Here is a 13,818-nt window from a genome sequence, read left to right on the forward strand (position 1 = left end):
ATCGAGCAGAACGGCATCATCAAGTTCTTCTCGGTGGTGGCGGTGGTGTTCATGCCGCCCACCCTGGTGGCCTCGATCTACGGCATGAACTTCGACGTCATGCCCGAGCTGCACTGGGCGCTAGGCTATCCGCTGGCGGTCCTGATGATGTTGGTGGCGGGCATCCTGCCGGTATTGTGGTTCAAGCGGCGGGGCTGGCTGTAGGCTGCGACCGCACAACCTCAGGTCTGCATAAATCTTCGCTTAAGGCTGTCGCGCAACTCATCCTTAAAGCGGCGCGGGCATGGTGAACGCCAGGCCTCACATGTCGTCCGTCCCGCAACAGCACCACCTGGCTCTCGACGTCCACGCGCTGCGTGAGGCGCTGGACGCCCATCAGCGCTACCTGGCCGGCCGGTCGGGCGGCCGCCGGCTGTCGCTGCACTATGCGGATCTCGCCAACTGCAGCCTCGAGGGCATCGACCTGCGCGACGCCGACCTGACCGGCGCGAAGCTCACCGGCGCGACCCTGGCGCGGGCGAACCTTTCCCGCGCGATCCTGTTCGGCGCCGACCTGCGCGAAGCCGACATGCGGCACGTGAACCTGAAGCGCGCCGACCTGCGCGGCGCCTGCATGCGCGGCGCGAACCTGGCGGGCGCTGAGCTCGCCGGCTGCGACCTGCGCGAGGGCCGCATCGCGCTGCAGGACAAGCTGGACGGCTTCCGCATCCTGCGCCACGAGCACCGGCCAGGCGAGCTGAACTATGCGGTGCTGTCGGGCGCGAACCTGGCCGGCGCCCAAATGAGCGGCCTGGTGGCCATGACCTCGGACTTCACCGACGCCAACCTGTCGGGCGCGGTGATGACCGGCGCCAAGCTGATGCGCGCCGTGCTGGACGGCGCCGACCTCTCAGGCGCCGACCTGGCCGGGGCCGACCTGACCGGCGCCTCGATGAAACGGGCCGTGCTGAACGGCGTGAACCTGAACCAGGCGCGGCTGGACGACTGCGACCTGACGGGCGTGCTGCGCGCCCCGCCGCCGATCTTCTACATCGACGACAAGTCGCTCACCGAGGTGATGGCTGAGCACGAGGCCTTCTGCGACTCGCAGGGGTCGCGCGGCCAGGTGATGAAGCTCTCCGAGGTCGACTTCCGGCCGATGAAGACGCTCAAGAAGCGGCGGCTGTCAGGCCTGTCGGCGCCGCGCTCGATCTTCTTCGGGATGGACCTCGAAGGCGTCCAGCTGCAGGGCGCCGACCTCTCCGGCTGTGACTTCCGCGGCGCCAACATGCGCGAGGCCGACCTGCGCGGCGCGCGCTTCACCGACGCCCAGCTGGCGCGGGCCGACCTGCGCGGGGCCAAGATGGGGCCGCTCTCCATCGGCGACGCCCGCTTCGTGCGCACCGACTTCACCCGCGCCTCGCTGCGCGGCGCGGACCTGCGGGGCGCGCATGCCCCGCGCGCGCGGTTCCTGGAGGCGGAGATGGACGGCGCCCGCGTCGCCGGCTGCGACCTGTCGGGCGCCGAGCTCGAGGTCTAGGCTTAGAGCGTCGACGGCTCCAGGTTCTCTACCGCAAAATCCGCAGCCTCCAGCATGTGGTCGACGATGATCGAGCGGTGGCAGCCGCGGTGGTCGGCCTCGTAGCACAGCAGCGCCGCCTTGCGCGCCTTGGCGATCTCGATGGCCTGGGCCAGCTGCAGCTGCGCCGCGGGCTCCGCCAGGTGGGCCTCGAAGATCTCGCGCATCACTGCGGTCTGGCCCCGTCGGCCGGCCATGCGGCCCTCCTTGGGCGTGCCCAGCTCGCGCAGGTGGACATAGGCGATGCCTGCGTCCTCGAGGCTGGCCGACAGGAGGCCCTTGGAGAAGCCGGCGCGGCGCGAGGCCGCCACGGCGCGGACGTCGATCAGCACCTCGACGCCGGCGGCCTTCAGCGTCTCGATCACCTTCGCCTGCGGCGCGCTCTCGTAGCCGATGGTGGCGAGCGGCGTGGTCACGGCGCGTCCTTCGGGGCCTCGCGGGTGTGGGCCTCGATCAACGCTTCGGCGGCTCCCCTGGCGGCCGCGGCCGGCCCGTCCTCGCCGAAGAGCTGGCTGGTGACGTAGACGCCCTCGATCAGCAGCAGCAGGCTGTCGGCCAGCTTCTTGGGCTTCTTCGCACCCATCGCCTTGGTCATGCCGCGCAGCCGCTCGCGCAGCTCGGCCTTGTGGCCGACCGCCACCTTGCGGCCGGGGTGCTTGCGATCGGGGTATTCCACCGCCGCGTTGGTGAGGCCGCAGCCGCGATAGCCGGGTTTCTCGGCGCGCTCGGCCAGCGCCTGGAAGAAGTCCAGGATCTGCGCCTTCGGGTCGTCGGGATGAGCGTCCACCGCGGCGTCGAAGTAGGCCCAGAAGCCCTCCGCCTGTCCCTGCAGGTAGGCGGCGATCAGCTGGTCCTTGGACTCGTAGGCCCGGTAGAGGCTGGGCTTGGTGGCGCCGGCCCGCGCGACGATCTCGTCTACGCCGACCGCGCGCGCGCCTTCGCGGTAGAAGAGCTCGCTGGCGGTGGTGAGGATGCGTTGAGCCGCCTTCGGGGCGGGCGCCGCCAAGACGGGTTCAGCAATCGGGGGCGCTTTTGTCATGCGGCTCGCCTTGACTGATACAGACCGGTACGTATCTAAGAGTCGAGCTTCCCGCAGGTACCGGTCGGTAACATGAGCATAGCGACGCGCCGGCCGTTCGGCCAGAACTACGCCTGGGTCGTCGCCGGCGTCACCTTCCTGGCCCTGCTGGCGGCCGCGGGCCTGCGCTCGGCGCCGGGCGTGTTGCTGACGCCGCTGCACGACGCCTTCGGCTGGGACCGCGCGTCGCTCTCGGCGGCCGCGGCGATCGGCATCTTCCTCTATGGCCTCGTGGGTCCCTTCGCCGCTGCGCTGATGCAGACGCTGGGGCTGAAGCGCACGCTGCTGGCCGGCCTCGTCCTGATGAGCGCCTCGACGGCCCTCAGCCTGTTCATGGCCCAGCCCTGGCAGTACGTCGCCACCTGGGGCGTGCTCTCGGGCCTCGGCTCAGGCGCGGTAGCGCTCTCCATGGGCGCCACCGTCGTGAACCGCTGGTTCGCTGCGCGCCGCGGCCTGGTCATGGGCCTGCTCAGCGCCTCTACCGCCACCGGCTCGCTGATCTTCCTGCCCGGCATGGCGACGCTGGCGCAGACCGGCGGCTGGAAGCCGGTGGTGATCGCCGTCTCGCTGGCCGCTGCCGCGCTGGTCCCGCTGGTGCTGCTCCTGATGCCCGAGCGGCCGTCCGACATCGGCCAGCCACCTTATGGCGGGACGGACGTCGAGCCTGCGCCGCCCAAGGCCCGGGCGCGCGACGCCGTGACCCTCGCGCTGTCGGTGCTGGCCCGGGCGTCGAAGGTCCCGGCCTTCTGGCTGCTCTTCGCCACCTTCTTCGTTTGCGGGTTCACCACCAACGGCCTGATCGGCACCCACCTGATCTCGTTCTGCGGCGACAAGGGCTTGGTGCTGGTCCAGGCCGGGCTGCTGCTGGCGGCCATGGGCGTGTTCGATATCGTGGGCGCCACGGCCTCGGGCTGGCTCACCGATCGCTACGATCCGCGCAAGCTGCTGTTCGTCTACTACTCGCTGCGGGGCCTCTCGCTGATGGCCCTGCCGTTCCTCGAGTTCGACGTGGTCAGTCTGTCGATCTTCGCGGCGTTCTACGGACTGGACTGGCTGGCCACCGTGCCGCCCACGGTGCGGCTGGCCACCGAGAACTTCGGCGAGCGGGAGGGCCCGATCGTCTTCGGCTGGATCGCGTGCGGCCATCAGATGGGCGCCGCGACGGCCGCGTTCGGCGCGGGCCTGCTGCGCGACCTGCAGGGCCGCTACCTCGAGAGCTTCGTGATCGCCGGGTTCCTTGGCCTGGCCGCGGCGTTCGCCGCGCTGGCCATCGCCCGCGGCGGTGACGAGGGCCGTGCGACGCCCGTTCCGGCGTGACCGGGTTCCCTCCCGCGGGGGAAGCCCGCTAAGGAAGGCGGCATGGACGCCAGGGTGGAATATGTGCCGCGTGCGCGGCAGGTGACGCTTGCGGCCCGCGGCGGGGCGATGGCCGTGCTGGACTTCGGCCCGCCGGATCGGCCCGTGGACGTGGTCTTCAGCCACGCCAACGGCTTCAACGCGCGCACCTACCGCAGCATCCTGGCGCCGCTGGCGGGGTCCTTGCGGATACTCGCGGTGGACATGCGCGGCCACGGCGCCTCGACGCTGCCGGCCGATCCTGCGGCGCATGGCGGCTGGAACGCCTTCCGCGACGACCTCCTGGCCTTCCTCGACGCCGAGACCGACGGGCCGGTGGTGCTGGCCGGTCACTCCATGGGCGGCACCTCCAGTCTGCTGGCCGCCGCACACGATCCGGCGCGGGTGAAGGCGCTGGCGCTGTTCGATCCGGTGGTCTTCCACGCCGGAACCGGCCCCGATGCCATGGCCGACAACCCGCTGGCCGATGGGGCGCTCCGCCGGCGCGCGACCTTCCCCAGCAAGGCGGCGGTGCTGGAGGCCTACGCCGGTCGCGGCGCCTTCAGGACCTGGCGACAGGATCAACTGGCCGACTACGTGGAGGCCGGGTTCCGGGAGACCGCGACCGGCGAGGTCACCCTGACCTGCACCCGCGAATGGGAAGCTGCGAACTTCCGCACCCACAACTACGACCCCTGGGCCGCCTTCCGCGCCACCCGCTGCCCGATCCACATCCTGCGCGCCGAGGCCGCCTCGACGGCCCGGCTCGACGAGGGACAGGCCGAGCTCGAGGCGACGGGGCGGGTGCGCATCGACCTGATCCCCGGCACGAGCCACTTCCTGCCCATGGAGCGCCCCGACCTGGTGCGCACCGTGCTGCGGGACATCGCGTCCGCCTGACGTCTGCGCCGTATCTCCGGTGACAGGCCGCCGCGTTGCGGCTTTTCTGTCGGCGAGGGTTCCCAAGGGAGGCGGAGATGAGTGTGGGTGCAAGGCCACGCAAGCGCGTGGTCGATTACATTATCATGGCCACCAACAGCATCCGCGAGCTGTTGCTGCTCTATATCGTGATGATCGTGCTGGCGGCGTGGGGGTTCGCCTACTTCGAGCAGAAGCCGTTCGGCGATTCGCTCTGGTGGGCGATCGTGACAACCACCACGACGGGGTACGGCGACATGTTCCCGGTGACCGTGCCTGGGCGCCTGATCGCCAGCTTCGTCATGCTGGCGGCGATCCTCTTCGTCCTGCCGCTGCTGATCGGCTACATCGCCACCACCCTGATCCAGAACCGCGACGCCTACACGCACGAGGAACAGGAAAGGATGATGGCCGAGCTGGCGGCCGTCCGCGCCGAACTGGCGCAGCTCAGCGCCCGTCTCGGATCACAGTCCTAGGTCCGGGACGGCCTCGGCCTCCACGCGGGCCAGTTCGGCGTCCGAGAGTACGACCAGCCTGCGGGTCGCCAGGTCGAACGAGACGGCGATCGCCTCGGCGCTGGCCCACGGCCGTCCGCTGTCGGGGTCGAGCATCCAGTGGACGAGGCGGCGGATGCGTGCGTCGCCCCCGGACGAGCCCGAGCGCAGCTCCACCCGGTCGCCGGGGCGCGGCCAGGCGTGGTGGACGAGGCGGTATTCCACCGCCGCGCCGCCGACCGTGGGCGGCTGGCCCTCGGCGTTGCCAGGCCGGCGGCCGGCGAAGAAGTGCGGGATCGCGTCGGAGAGGCGCTGCATGAACCCTTCGGTGCGCATCCGGCCGAAGGCGTCGCAGTCGCCGGCCGCAACCACCCCCAGGCCGGTGCGGCGCAGGCCGAGCGCGTCGGCGCGGGCGAGGCTGGCCTGGGTCTCGACGGGCGAGAGGGTTAGCGAGCGCGGCGCCGCCCGCTCGGGAACCTCGGCGGCCAGCGCCTCGGCGCGGGCGCGGATACGGTCGGGCCAGGGGAACGGGCGGCCCTCGCCGGCGGTCACGTGGGCGACCACGGTCTGGAAGCCCGCCGCCAATTCGCCGTCCTGGTGGCGCATGAGGAAGAGGAGCCGCGCGTCGGTCTCGCCCATCGCCAGGACGCCGCCTTCGATGGAGACCGGAGCGCCGGGCCGGGCCTCCTTGAGGAACCGGATGTATTGCTCGCGCACGACCAGGGTGGCCTCGGCCGAGGGCGCGAAGAGGCGAGGCATGCCGAGCTCGGCCGCGAGGCCGGCCAGGGCCTCCATCGACTTGGCGACATAGAAGCCGACATTGAGGTGGCCCATGGAGTCGCACTCCCAGGTGGCCACGCCCCCCCGCCAGACCTCGATCGCCGCCACGCTCCGTCCCCCCGCTTCGCCCGAGGGAACTTACGGAGGTGCGCGAGCGGCCGCTAGCGCTTGGCGGCGGACTGATCGAGCGTTGGGTCGGAGGAGCGGCTGGGGCCGCCGTCGCCGGCGCCCTGCCGCGGCTCCGGATTCTCGACGCCCTCGAACGTCTTGCGCTCGCCGCGGGCGGCGCCCGGATCGATGGCGTCGTCCTTCTTCACCGACGGATAACGTTCTGCGCCGGCGTTGTCGGACGCCTCGTTCACGTGCTGGGCGGCGTTGTCCTTGCGGCCCTCGCTCTGGATCTTGTCGTCGGGGTGCTTTTCGGCGCCCATGGCGGCGCTCCTCTCAAGAAATGGCGGTCGCGTCCAAAGCGCCGGGGGCAGGGTATCGTTCCGATGACATTTCCGGAGTCGTAGCGGGGCGCGAGCGGCGCCAGACTGGCGGCGTGATTTGGGGAGGGCCGGAGACGGCATGGCCGACAAGCCCGCAAAGACGCTGGTCAAGCGCCACTCGGTGGTGACCCGGCTCACCCACTGGGTGAACGTGCTGCTGATCGCCGTGCTGCTGATGAGCGGCCTGCAGATCTTCAACGCCCATCCGGCGCTCTATTGGGGGCCCGCGTCCACCTTCGCCGACCCCTGGGTCGCGATGCAGAAGGAGGAGATCGGCGGCGAGCCGCGCGGGATCACGACCGTGGGCGGGATGCGCTTCGACACCACCGGACTGTTCGGCTGGTCGGGCAAGGAGGGGATGCGCGAGCAGCGCGGTTTCCCCGCCTGGGCCACGATCCCCAGCTGGCGCGACCTGGCCACGGGCCGGCGCTGGCACTTCTTCTTCGCCTGGCTGTTCGTCGTGAACGGGTTCATCTACCTCGCCTGGAGCCTCCTCGGCGGCCACCTGAGGAAGGATCTTTGGCCGACGAAGGCCCAGCTCTCGCCCCGCCACATCCTGCATGAGATCGGAACCCACGCGCGCCTGAAGTTCCCCAAGGGCGAGGAGGCGCGGCGCTACAACGCGCTGCAGAAGCTGACTTACCTCGTGGTGATCTTGCTGCTGCTGCCGGCCATGCTGCTGACGGGCCTGTGCATGTCGCCCGGCTTCAATGCGACGGCTCCCTGGCTGGTGGACGTGTTCGGCGGGCGGCAGTCGGCCCGGACCATCCACTTCATCTCAGCCAACCTCATCGTGCTCTTCGTGCTGGTGCACGTTGTCATGGTCATCGTCTCGGGGCTCTGGAACAACATCCGCTCGATGATCACCGGCCGCTACGCCATCGAGATCGAAGGAGGCCAGCCGTGAGCCTGAACCGCCGCCGCTGGCTGACGGCCGCCGGCGCGACACTGACGTCACTCTGGCTCGCCGGCTGCGACAAGCTCGCGAGCAACTCCACCTTCACCGGCGTGCTGCAGGTCGCCGAGAAATGGAGCCAACGCGCCCAGCGCCTGATCACCGACCGCAACGCGCTGGCCCAGGAGTTCGCGCCCTCCGACATCTCGAAGGACTTCAAGGCCAACGGCACGCTGCGGCCGCAGGACGACGACTACGTGGCCCTGTTGGCGGGGAACTTCGCCGACTACCGACTGGTGGTGGACGGGCTCGTCGAGCAGCCCCTGGCGCTGACCATGGCCGAGGTGCGCGGCCTGCCCTCACGCACCCAGATCACCCGGCACGACTGCGTCGAGGGCTGGTCGTCGATCGGCAAGTGGAAGGGCGCGCGGCTGTCGGCGCTGCTGGAGCGGGCGAAGCTCAAGCCCGAGGCGAAGTTCATCGTCTTCCACTGCTTCGACACGCTGGAGCAGACCCTGGACGGCAGCGGCCGCTACTACGAGAGCATCGACCTGATCGACGCCTTCCATCCGCAGACGATCCTCGCCTACGACATGAACGACGCGACGCTGCCCGTGCGCCACGGCTATCCGCTGCGCCTGCGGGTCGAGCGGCAGTTGGGCTACAAGCACGCCAAGTACGTGATGCGCCTCGAGGCGGTGTCCGACTTCAGCCAGATCGGCCGCGGCCAGGGCGGCTTCTGGCCCGACCGCGGCTACGAGTGGTACGCGGGGATCTAAGGCTCAGAACGGGCTCTTGTTGAGCTGGGCTTCCTTCGCACACGCCGCCGCGTCGGGCTCTGGACCGCTGGTCCGGAGCGCCGCGAGCTCGGCGCGGGCGGCCTCCAGGTCGGCGCGGAAGGCCGGTTCGGCCTGGCTGAGCGCGAACTGGGTCGAGCCCAGGATCATGCCGCTCTCGATGGCGCTCACCGTATGCACGCCGCAGACGGCGCGGCTGTCGGCGAAGGCGCGGCCGCGGGCCAGGATCTGGGCGGCGCGGTCGGGCGCCAGCTCGGCCAGGATCAGCGCGTCCAGCCAGCCCAGCTGGGCGTGGCCGGACGGATAATCGAAGCTCTGGTCCAGCGCCGGCGAGGACGGCGTGCAGATGGTCCCGCCCCAGCGCTTGTAGGGCCGCGGGCGGCTGTAGGCGGCCTTGGCGGCGGTGTTGAGCCGTCCCACGTCGAACGAGGCCTTGCCGATGAGCGCGGCGAGCTTCGGCGCCGTCGCAGCGCCAAGCTTCACGCCGACGGCGCAGGAGTGCCCGGCCAGCCGGTCGTTCACCGTATAGGGCACGTCGGCCTGAGCCATCGCCCAGCGAGGGCCACCCTCCAGCTTGCGGGCGGCGTCGTAGAGCCGCTTGTCCTCGAGGTCGCGCGGATCGCCGTCCTTGGGCGCGGGGCGCAGGATCTGGGCCGGGTCGGGCGTCACCGCCAGATAGCCGGCCGGCGCCTGGCCGCTTGCCGACCCGAACGCCGCGATTCCGGCGACCAGCGCCGCCAACCCCACACGCACCCGCATATCCGCCTCCCAGGTTCTTTGCGGACGGGTGTCGCAAAGGCGGCGCGTGGGCGCAACATCGCTCTCGGCGAAAGCTGAGATTCAATATTCTTGACATTGAACTTAATTTTCTTAGTCTCAAGCCATGGTCAACACCAAGAAACACGACTGGCAGGCGCTGACCGAGCTCACTCAGGGGCGGCCGATCGTGGTCGAACGGGTGCGGCTGACCGATCGCGATATCGCCATCGAGGGTTGCTTCGAGCTGCCGAAGGTCGCGCAGCTCGCGGCCGAGGATCAGGTGTTCGTGGCCGCCTTCGTGCGCAGCCACGGGTCGATCAAGGAGATGGAGCAGGTCTTCGGCGTCTCGTACCCGACCGTGAAGGCCCGCCTGAACCGCATCGCCGGGATGCTCGAGCTCGTCGAGATGAACGTCCCGCCCAGCCGCAGCGAGGTGCTGGAGCGCCTCAAGAGCGGCGAGATCACCGCCGACGAGGCGGTGGCCGAGCTGGAGGGACGCTAAGTGAATGCGCCGATCGCCATGCGCCGCCACGGCGAGCTCGCCAGGATCCAGGCCCGCGCGTTGCGCGCGCACCGCCGCCGCCACGCCATGGAGGCCCACGGGCCCACCCGCGTGTCGCTGTGGCTGCCGCTGACGCCGTTCTTCTGGCTGCTGGCGCCCTTCGTCTTCCTGCTGGCGCCGCTGCTCCTGCTCGCGCCGCCCATGTGGCGCGTGAACCCCTACCTCGCGGTCTTCACGATAGGCCGCGTGCTGACCTCCCTCGGCGGGACGGAAGTCGACGTGGACGCGCACGACGTCCGCATCCGCCTGCGGATCTTCTGAAAGGACCTCCCATGACCGAAGATCGCCGCTCGATCCTCGAGATGCTGGCCACCGGCCGCATCACCGCCGACGAGGCCGACCGCCTGCTGGCGGCGCTGGAGGGCCGCTCGCGGGCGTCCACGGTCGCCTCCGAGTCCGGCTACCCCGGCAACCGGCCCCAGCCGAAGTACCTGCGCATCTCGGTCGACACCGACGAGGCGGACGACGACGGGCCCACCAAGGTCAACATCCGCGTCCCGATGCAGCTGCTCCGCGCCGGCGTGCGGCTGGCCAGCATCATCCCGCCCAAGGCGCGCGACGAGGTGAACGCCGCCATGCGCGAGAACGGCGTGCCCTTCGACCTGCACCAGCTGAAGCCGGAGAACCTGGAAGAGCTGGTGGAGCACCTCGGCGACCTTCAGGTCGACGTGGACGAGAAGCGCACCAAGGTGCGGATCTTCTGCGAATAGGACCAGGCCTCCCAAGCCTGTCCCTGCGCCGCCGCCGGCGCCTGACCGGCGGCCCACGACATCGCGATCGATGTATCCCCGCGGCGCGCTGCTGTGGACGGCCGGCTGCGCCCGGTCGTGGCGCCCCTTATGCGAAACGGCCCGCCATCATCGATGGCGGGCCGCAATGCTTATGCTTTCAGGAACAGGTCGGCCCAGCGGGGCTTCTTGCGGGCTTTGTGCGAGCCGCGGTGCCAGGCGTCGGACGCGATCAGCGGGACCACCGTGGTGGCTTCGGCGAACACCATCTGCTCCCAGGTCACGTCCACCTTGCCCCAGGAGCAGGCCTCCTTGAGCGTCGAGGACGAGCAGGCGCCGTCGCGCACGTCGGCCACGGTGATCTGGACCGCGTACTTGTGCATGTCGACCTCGTGGCCGAGGATCTCGGCGCACACGACGGTGTCCTGGGCGAAGTTCTTCGGCACGCCGCCGCCCACCATGAAGAGGCCGGTCGCGCCCGCCTTCAGCTTGATCTCGGTGAGCTCACGGAAGTCGGCGACCGCGTCGATGGTCAGGTATGGCTTGCCCGCCTTCATCCGCTCGACCTGGTGTTTCACGAGGCCGAAGCCGGCCGACGAGTCCACGAACGCCGGGCAGAAGATCGGCACGCCCTCGCGATAGGCGGTCTCGACCAGGCTGTCGGGTTTCTTGGCGTTGCCGGCGGCCAGCCACTTGCCCATCTCGTGGATGAACTCGCGGCTTGAGTACGGGCGCGGCTCCAGCAGTTCGCACAGCTCGTAGATCGTACCGTCGCAGTTCTGGAGCTCTTCCTCGTCGATGTAGGTGTCGTAGATCCGGTCGATGTAGAGCTCGCGCAGGTCGCGGTCATCGACCGTGGAATCGGCCTGGTAGTGCTTGAAGCCCAGGGCCTCAAAGAAATCCATGTCCACGATCGAGGCGCCGGTGGCGACGATCGCGTCGATCATCCCGTACTTCACCATGTCGCGGTAGATGTGCATGCAGCCGCCGGCCGAGGTGGAGCCGGCCAGCGTCAGCCAGGTCGAGCAGTCCGGGTCCTGTAGCGACATCGACCAGATGTCGGCGGCGCGGGCGGTGTCGCGGCTGGTGAAGCTCATCTTGCGCATGGCGTCGATGACGGGCCGGGCGTCGTACTGGTCGATCGCCACGTGCTCGACGGTGTTGGCCAGCAGCTCGGCCTTGCGGTTGGTGTTCGCCGGAGCGTTCATCTTCTGAAGTTCCCTTCTGAGGGTGATCGCCCGTCGCCAATAGAAAAGGCGCGACCGGGACGGAGCGACCGGCCGCGCCTATAACACTTTGAACCCGACCGTTGTTACCGCTTGCGGCGGCTTTTCCCGGCCCGGCCCTTGGGGCGCGAGAGGCGGACGACCTTGCGTTCCTCCTCCCGGTCCTCGCGGGGCCGGCGGATGTTGCGGCCGGCGAGGCCGAACATCGAGGCCATGGGGGCGTCCTTCACCTCCACGATCTCGGCGTCGCCGAAACCGTTGAAGTTGGTCGTCATGGCCACGCCGTAGGCGCCCAGCATGCCGATCTCGATGTAGTCGCCCTCGCGGATGTCTTCCGGCAGCCAGAACGGGCCCGGCATGTGGTCGATCGAGTCGCAGGTCGGCCCGTAGAAACGAAAGGGCTTCAAGGGGCCCTCCACTTCGTGGGCTTCGTCACCCTCGCCGCGGTACAGCTTCACCGGGAACGGCCACTTCATGTGCGCCGCATCGAATAGCGAGCCGTAGCTGCCGTCGTTCAGGTACAGCGCGTCGGCCTTCTTCAGCTCCACCTTCGTCAGCACCGAGGAGGCTTCCGCCACCAGCGCCCGGCCCGGCTCGCACCACAGCTCGGTCTCCTCGTGCACCGACATCTCGGCGAAGCCGCGCTGGATCGAGTCGACATAGTCGCTCATGTCCGGCGGGATCATCCCCGGGTAGACCGACGGGAAGCCGCCGCCCACATCGACGATGTCGACCATGACGCCGGCCCGCACGATGGCGCGCTGGGCCTGGGCCATCGCCGCCTGGTAGGCGGTCGGCCGCATGCACTGGCTGCCCACGTGGAAGCTGACACCCATCTTGCCCTGGGTGGCGCGGCGGGCGGCCAGCATCAGGGCCGGAGCCTCGTGCGGCTCGACGCCGAACTTGCCGGACAGCGAGTAGGACGCGCCTTCCGCGACGACGGCCAGACGGACGATCAGGGTCAGGTCCTCGGCGCCGTCGGTGGCCTCGAGGATCTTGGCCAGCTCCTCATGCGTGTCGAGCGCGAAGGTCTTCACGCCGAAGCGGTGATACGCGTCGGAGATCGCCTTGCGGCTCTTCACCGGATGCATGAACGCCATGCGCGCGCCCGGGGCGAATTGCGCCACGAGCTCGATCTCGCGGATCGAGGCCACATCGAACGAATTCACGCCGTTCTTCACGAGGGTCTCGATGACCCATGGCGAAGGGTTCGCCTTCACGGCGTAGAAAACGTCGCCTTGAAAATTATCCTGGAACCAGCGCGCCGCTACGGCCACCACGCCCGGCCGCGCAAAGGCGACAGGACGCTCCGGGGACCGCTCACGGACCAGGTCCAGGGGCGTATGGTACGTGTGCACCTCACGCAACCCCCAACGGATTGTTGAACCCAGACCGGCGTTAGCAGCGCTTTTGAGGACATCGGGTCCGCCGGAAGCCGCGCAAATAGGGGCATTGGACCGCGATGTAAAGTCTTCGTGTGCGCGGCAAGTGTGCGCGCTGGACCGCTAAGGCCGCGCCGTGCCATGAACGCACGGCCTTCATTCGGGAAAGCTCCGACCGCCCACATGCCTGACGCCGCCGTTCTGTCGATACGGAACGTCTCCAAGACCTTCGGCCAGCGCCGCGCCCTCGACGGGGTTTCGCTGGACGCCAGGAAGGGCGAGATGATCGCCCTGATCGGCCCCTCGGGATCGGGGAAATCCACCCTCCTGCGCTCGATCAGCGCGCTCCAGACCATCGACGCCGGCCCCGGCGAGATCGTCGCCTTCGACGGCCCGGTCCAGAAGGACGGGAAGATCGACGCCGACGTGCGCAAGACCCGCACGCGGATCGGCATGATCTTCCAGCAGTTCAACCTGGTGGGCCGCCTGTCGCTGTTCAGCAATGTAGCGCTGGGCTCGCTGGGCCGGATCAATTTCTGGCAGGCCGCGTTCGGCCTGTGGCCGGCGGAGACCAAGCAGGCGGCGATGGCGGCCCTGCACCGGTTCGGGATTTCGGACTATGCGACCCAGCGGGCCAACACGCTCTCCGGCGGCCAGCAGCAGCGCGGCGCGATCGCCCGCGCGCTCGTCCAGAAGGCCAAGATCATCCTGGCCGACGAGCCGGTCGCCTCGCTCGACCCCGTCTCGGCGCGCCGCGTGATGGAGATTCTGCGCGAGCTCAACAAGAACGACGGCCTGACCGTCCTCGTCACCCT

Annotated in this window: 18 protein-coding genes; 11 read left to right on the forward strand and 7 right to left on the reverse strand. The window is 69.5% G+C overall.

Features of this window, described 5'->3' with window-relative positions:
- Nucleotides 1–204 (forward strand): CorA family divalent cation transporter (locus VGD44_RS04475; RefSeq protein WP_331084296.1); only part of this gene is annotated, 204 nt, incomplete at its 5' end.
- 100 nt (nt 205–304) lie between these two features.
- The gene (locus tag VGD44_RS04480; protein ID WP_414694612.1) at nt 305–1,519 is read left to right on the forward strand and encodes a pentapeptide repeat-containing protein; all 1,215 of its coding nucleotides are present in this window, start codon (nt 305–307) and stop codon (nt 1,517–1,519) included.
- 2 nt (nt 1,520–1,521) lie between these two features.
- Here VGD44_RS04480 and VGD44_RS04485 read toward each other — a convergent pair whose 3' ends face one another.
- Nucleotides 1,522–1,974, reverse strand: coding sequence for a DUF488 domain-containing protein (locus VGD44_RS04485; protein WP_331084300.1), 453 nt, complete (start codon nt 1,972–1,974; stop codon nt 1,522–1,524).
- Nucleotides 1,971–2,564 carry a TetR/AcrR family transcriptional regulator gene (locus VGD44_RS04490; RefSeq protein WP_331084302.1) on the reverse strand — a complete coding sequence of 198 codons (594 nt, stop codon included), beginning with the start codon at nt 2,562–2,564 and terminating at the stop codon, nt 1,971–1,973. Before VGD44_RS04490 ends, VGD44_RS04485 begins: the two co-directional genes overlap by 4 nt.
- A 105-nt stretch (nt 2,565–2,669) precedes the next feature.
- Here VGD44_RS04490 and VGD44_RS04495 point away from each other — a divergent pair, with 105 nt between their 5' ends.
- The 3 genes from VGD44_RS04495 (at nt 2,670) to VGD44_RS04505 (ending at nt 5,365) form a co-directional block, all read left to right on the forward strand.
- Nucleotides 2,670–3,953: an MFS transporter gene (locus VGD44_RS04495; protein ID WP_331084304.1), complete on the forward strand. Its 1,284-nt coding sequence runs from the start codon at nt 2,670–2,672 to the stop codon at nt 3,951–3,953.
- A gap of 42 nt (nt 3,954–3,995) precedes the next feature.
- Nucleotides 3,996–4,871, forward strand: a complete 876-nt coding sequence (locus VGD44_RS04500; protein WP_331084306.1) for an alpha/beta hydrolase — start codon at nt 3,996–3,998, stop codon at nt 4,869–4,871.
- A gap of 77 nt (nt 4,872–4,948) precedes the next feature.
- Nucleotides 4,949–5,365 (forward strand): potassium channel family protein, encoded by a 417-nt coding sequence (locus VGD44_RS04505; protein ID WP_331084308.1) that lies wholly within the window; start codon nt 4,949–4,951, stop codon nt 5,363–5,365.
- Here VGD44_RS04505 and VGD44_RS04510 read toward each other — a convergent pair.
- Nucleotides 5,354–6,271, reverse strand: a complete 918-nt coding sequence (locus tag VGD44_RS04510) for a thioesterase family protein (protein ID WP_331084310.1) — start codon at nt 6,269–6,271, stop codon at nt 5,354–5,356. The genes VGD44_RS04505 and VGD44_RS04510 overlap by 12 nt on opposite strands.
- Nucleotides 6,272–6,324: 53 nt before the next feature.
- Nucleotides 6,325–6,594, reverse strand: a complete 270-nt coding sequence (locus tag VGD44_RS04515) for a hypothetical protein (protein ID WP_331084312.1) — start codon at nt 6,592–6,594, stop codon at nt 6,325–6,327.
- 139 nt (nt 6,595–6,733) lie between these two features.
- On the opposite strand from VGD44_RS04515, the gene VGD44_RS04520 reads away from it, so the two are divergent.
- Both VGD44_RS04520 and VGD44_RS04525 read left to right on the forward strand, forming a co-directional pair.
- Nucleotides 6,734–7,561 (forward strand): cytochrome b/b6 domain-containing protein, encoded by an 828-nt coding sequence (locus tag VGD44_RS04520; protein ID WP_331084314.1) that lies wholly within the window; start codon nt 6,734–6,736, stop codon nt 7,559–7,561.
- A complete protein-coding gene (locus tag VGD44_RS04525; protein ID WP_331084316.1) occupies nt 7,558–8,328 on the forward strand; it encodes a molybdopterin-dependent oxidoreductase in 771 nt (256 codons plus the stop codon). Before VGD44_RS04520 ends, VGD44_RS04525 begins: the two co-directional genes overlap by 4 nt.
- A gap of 3 nt (nt 8,329–8,331) precedes the next feature.
- Here the strand turns inward: VGD44_RS04525 and VGD44_RS04530 are convergent, their stop codons facing one another.
- Nucleotides 8,332–9,105, reverse strand: a complete 774-nt coding sequence (locus tag VGD44_RS04530) for a phosphatase PAP2 family protein (protein ID WP_331084318.1) — start codon at nt 9,103–9,105, stop codon at nt 8,332–8,334.
- 124 nt (nt 9,106–9,229) lie between these two features.
- Between VGD44_RS04530 and VGD44_RS04535 the strand changes: the two genes are divergently transcribed.
- The 3 genes from VGD44_RS04535 to VGD44_RS04545 are packed head-to-tail and all read left to right on the forward strand — an operon-like array spanning nt 9,230 to nt 10,377.
- Nucleotides 9,230–9,607, forward strand: a complete 378-nt coding sequence (locus VGD44_RS04535; RefSeq protein ID WP_331084320.1) for a DUF2089 domain-containing protein — start codon at nt 9,230–9,232, stop codon at nt 9,605–9,607.
- Nucleotides 9,608–9,928 carry a hypothetical protein gene (locus VGD44_RS04540; protein ID WP_331084322.1) on the forward strand — a complete coding sequence of 107 codons (321 nt, stop codon included), beginning with the start codon at nt 9,608–9,610 and terminating at the stop codon, nt 9,926–9,928.
- Nucleotides 9,929–9,939: 11 nt separating this feature from the next.
- The gene (locus tag VGD44_RS04545) at nt 9,940–10,377 is read left to right on the forward strand and encodes an SHOCT-like domain-containing protein (protein ID WP_331084324.1); all 438 of its coding nucleotides are present in this window, start codon (nt 9,940–9,942) and stop codon (nt 10,375–10,377) included.
- A gap of 170 nt (nt 10,378–10,547) precedes the next feature.
- Here VGD44_RS04545 and VGD44_RS04550 read toward each other — a convergent pair whose 3' ends face one another.
- Nucleotides 10,548–11,603 carry a 1,9-bis(guanidino)-5-aza-nonane synthase gene (locus VGD44_RS04550; RefSeq protein ID WP_331084326.1) on the reverse strand — a complete coding sequence of 352 codons (1,056 nt, stop codon included), beginning with the start codon at nt 11,601–11,603 and terminating at the stop codon, nt 10,548–10,550.
- Nucleotides 11,604–11,707: 104 nt separating this feature from the next.
- Complete coding sequence (locus VGD44_RS04555; protein ID WP_331084328.1) at nt 11,708–12,979, reverse strand: type III PLP-dependent enzyme; 1,272 nt, start codon at nt 12,977–12,979, stop codon at nt 11,708–11,710.
- Nucleotides 12,980–13,186: 207 nt separating this feature from the next.
- Between VGD44_RS04555 and VGD44_RS04560 the strand changes: the two genes are divergently transcribed.
- A partial coding sequence (locus tag VGD44_RS04560; RefSeq protein ID WP_331084330.1) for a phosphonate ABC transporter ATP-binding protein occupies nt 13,187–13,818 on the forward strand: 632 nt, incomplete at its 3' end.

The organism is Phenylobacterium sp., assembly GCF_036402295.1.
Classification (GTDB): domain Bacteria; phylum Pseudomonadota; class Alphaproteobacteria; order Caulobacterales; family Caulobacteraceae; genus Phenylobacterium.

Coding starts and splice junctions, on each gene's coding strand:
- VGD44_RS04545 (WP_331084324.1), top strand. CDS start 9,940: ATGACCGAAGATCGCCGCTCGATCCTCGAGATGCTGGCCACCGGCCGC.
- VGD44_RS04530 (WP_331084318.1), bottom strand. CDS start 9,105: ATGCGGGTGCGTGTGGGGTTGGCGGCGCTGGTCGCCGGAATCGCGGCG.
- VGD44_RS04495 (WP_331084304.1), top strand. CDS start 2,670: ATGAGCATAGCGACGCGCCGGCCGTTCGGCCAGAACTACGCCTGGGTC.
- VGD44_RS04505 (WP_331084308.1), top strand. CDS start 4,949: ATGAGTGTGGGTGCAAGGCCACGCAAGCGCGTGGTCGATTACATTATC.
- VGD44_RS04535 (WP_331084320.1), top strand. CDS start 9,230: ATGGTCAACACCAAGAAACACGACTGGCAGGCGCTGACCGAGCTCACT.
- VGD44_RS04500 (WP_331084306.1), top strand. CDS start 3,996: ATGGACGCCAGGGTGGAATATGTGCCGCGTGCGCGGCAGGTGACGCTT.
- VGD44_RS04480 (WP_414694612.1), top strand. CDS start 305: ATGTCGTCCGTCCCGCAACAGCACCACCTGGCTCTCGACGTCCACGCG.
- VGD44_RS04520 (WP_331084314.1), top strand. CDS start 6,734: ATGGCCGACAAGCCCGCAAAGACGCTGGTCAAGCGCCACTCGGTGGTG.
- VGD44_RS04550 (WP_331084326.1), bottom strand. CDS start 11,603: ATGAACGCTCCGGCGAACACCAACCGCAAGGCCGAGCTGCTGGCCAAC.
- VGD44_RS04515 (WP_331084312.1), bottom strand. CDS start 6,594: ATGGGCGCCGAAAAGCACCCCGACGACAAGATCCAGAGCGAGGGCCGC.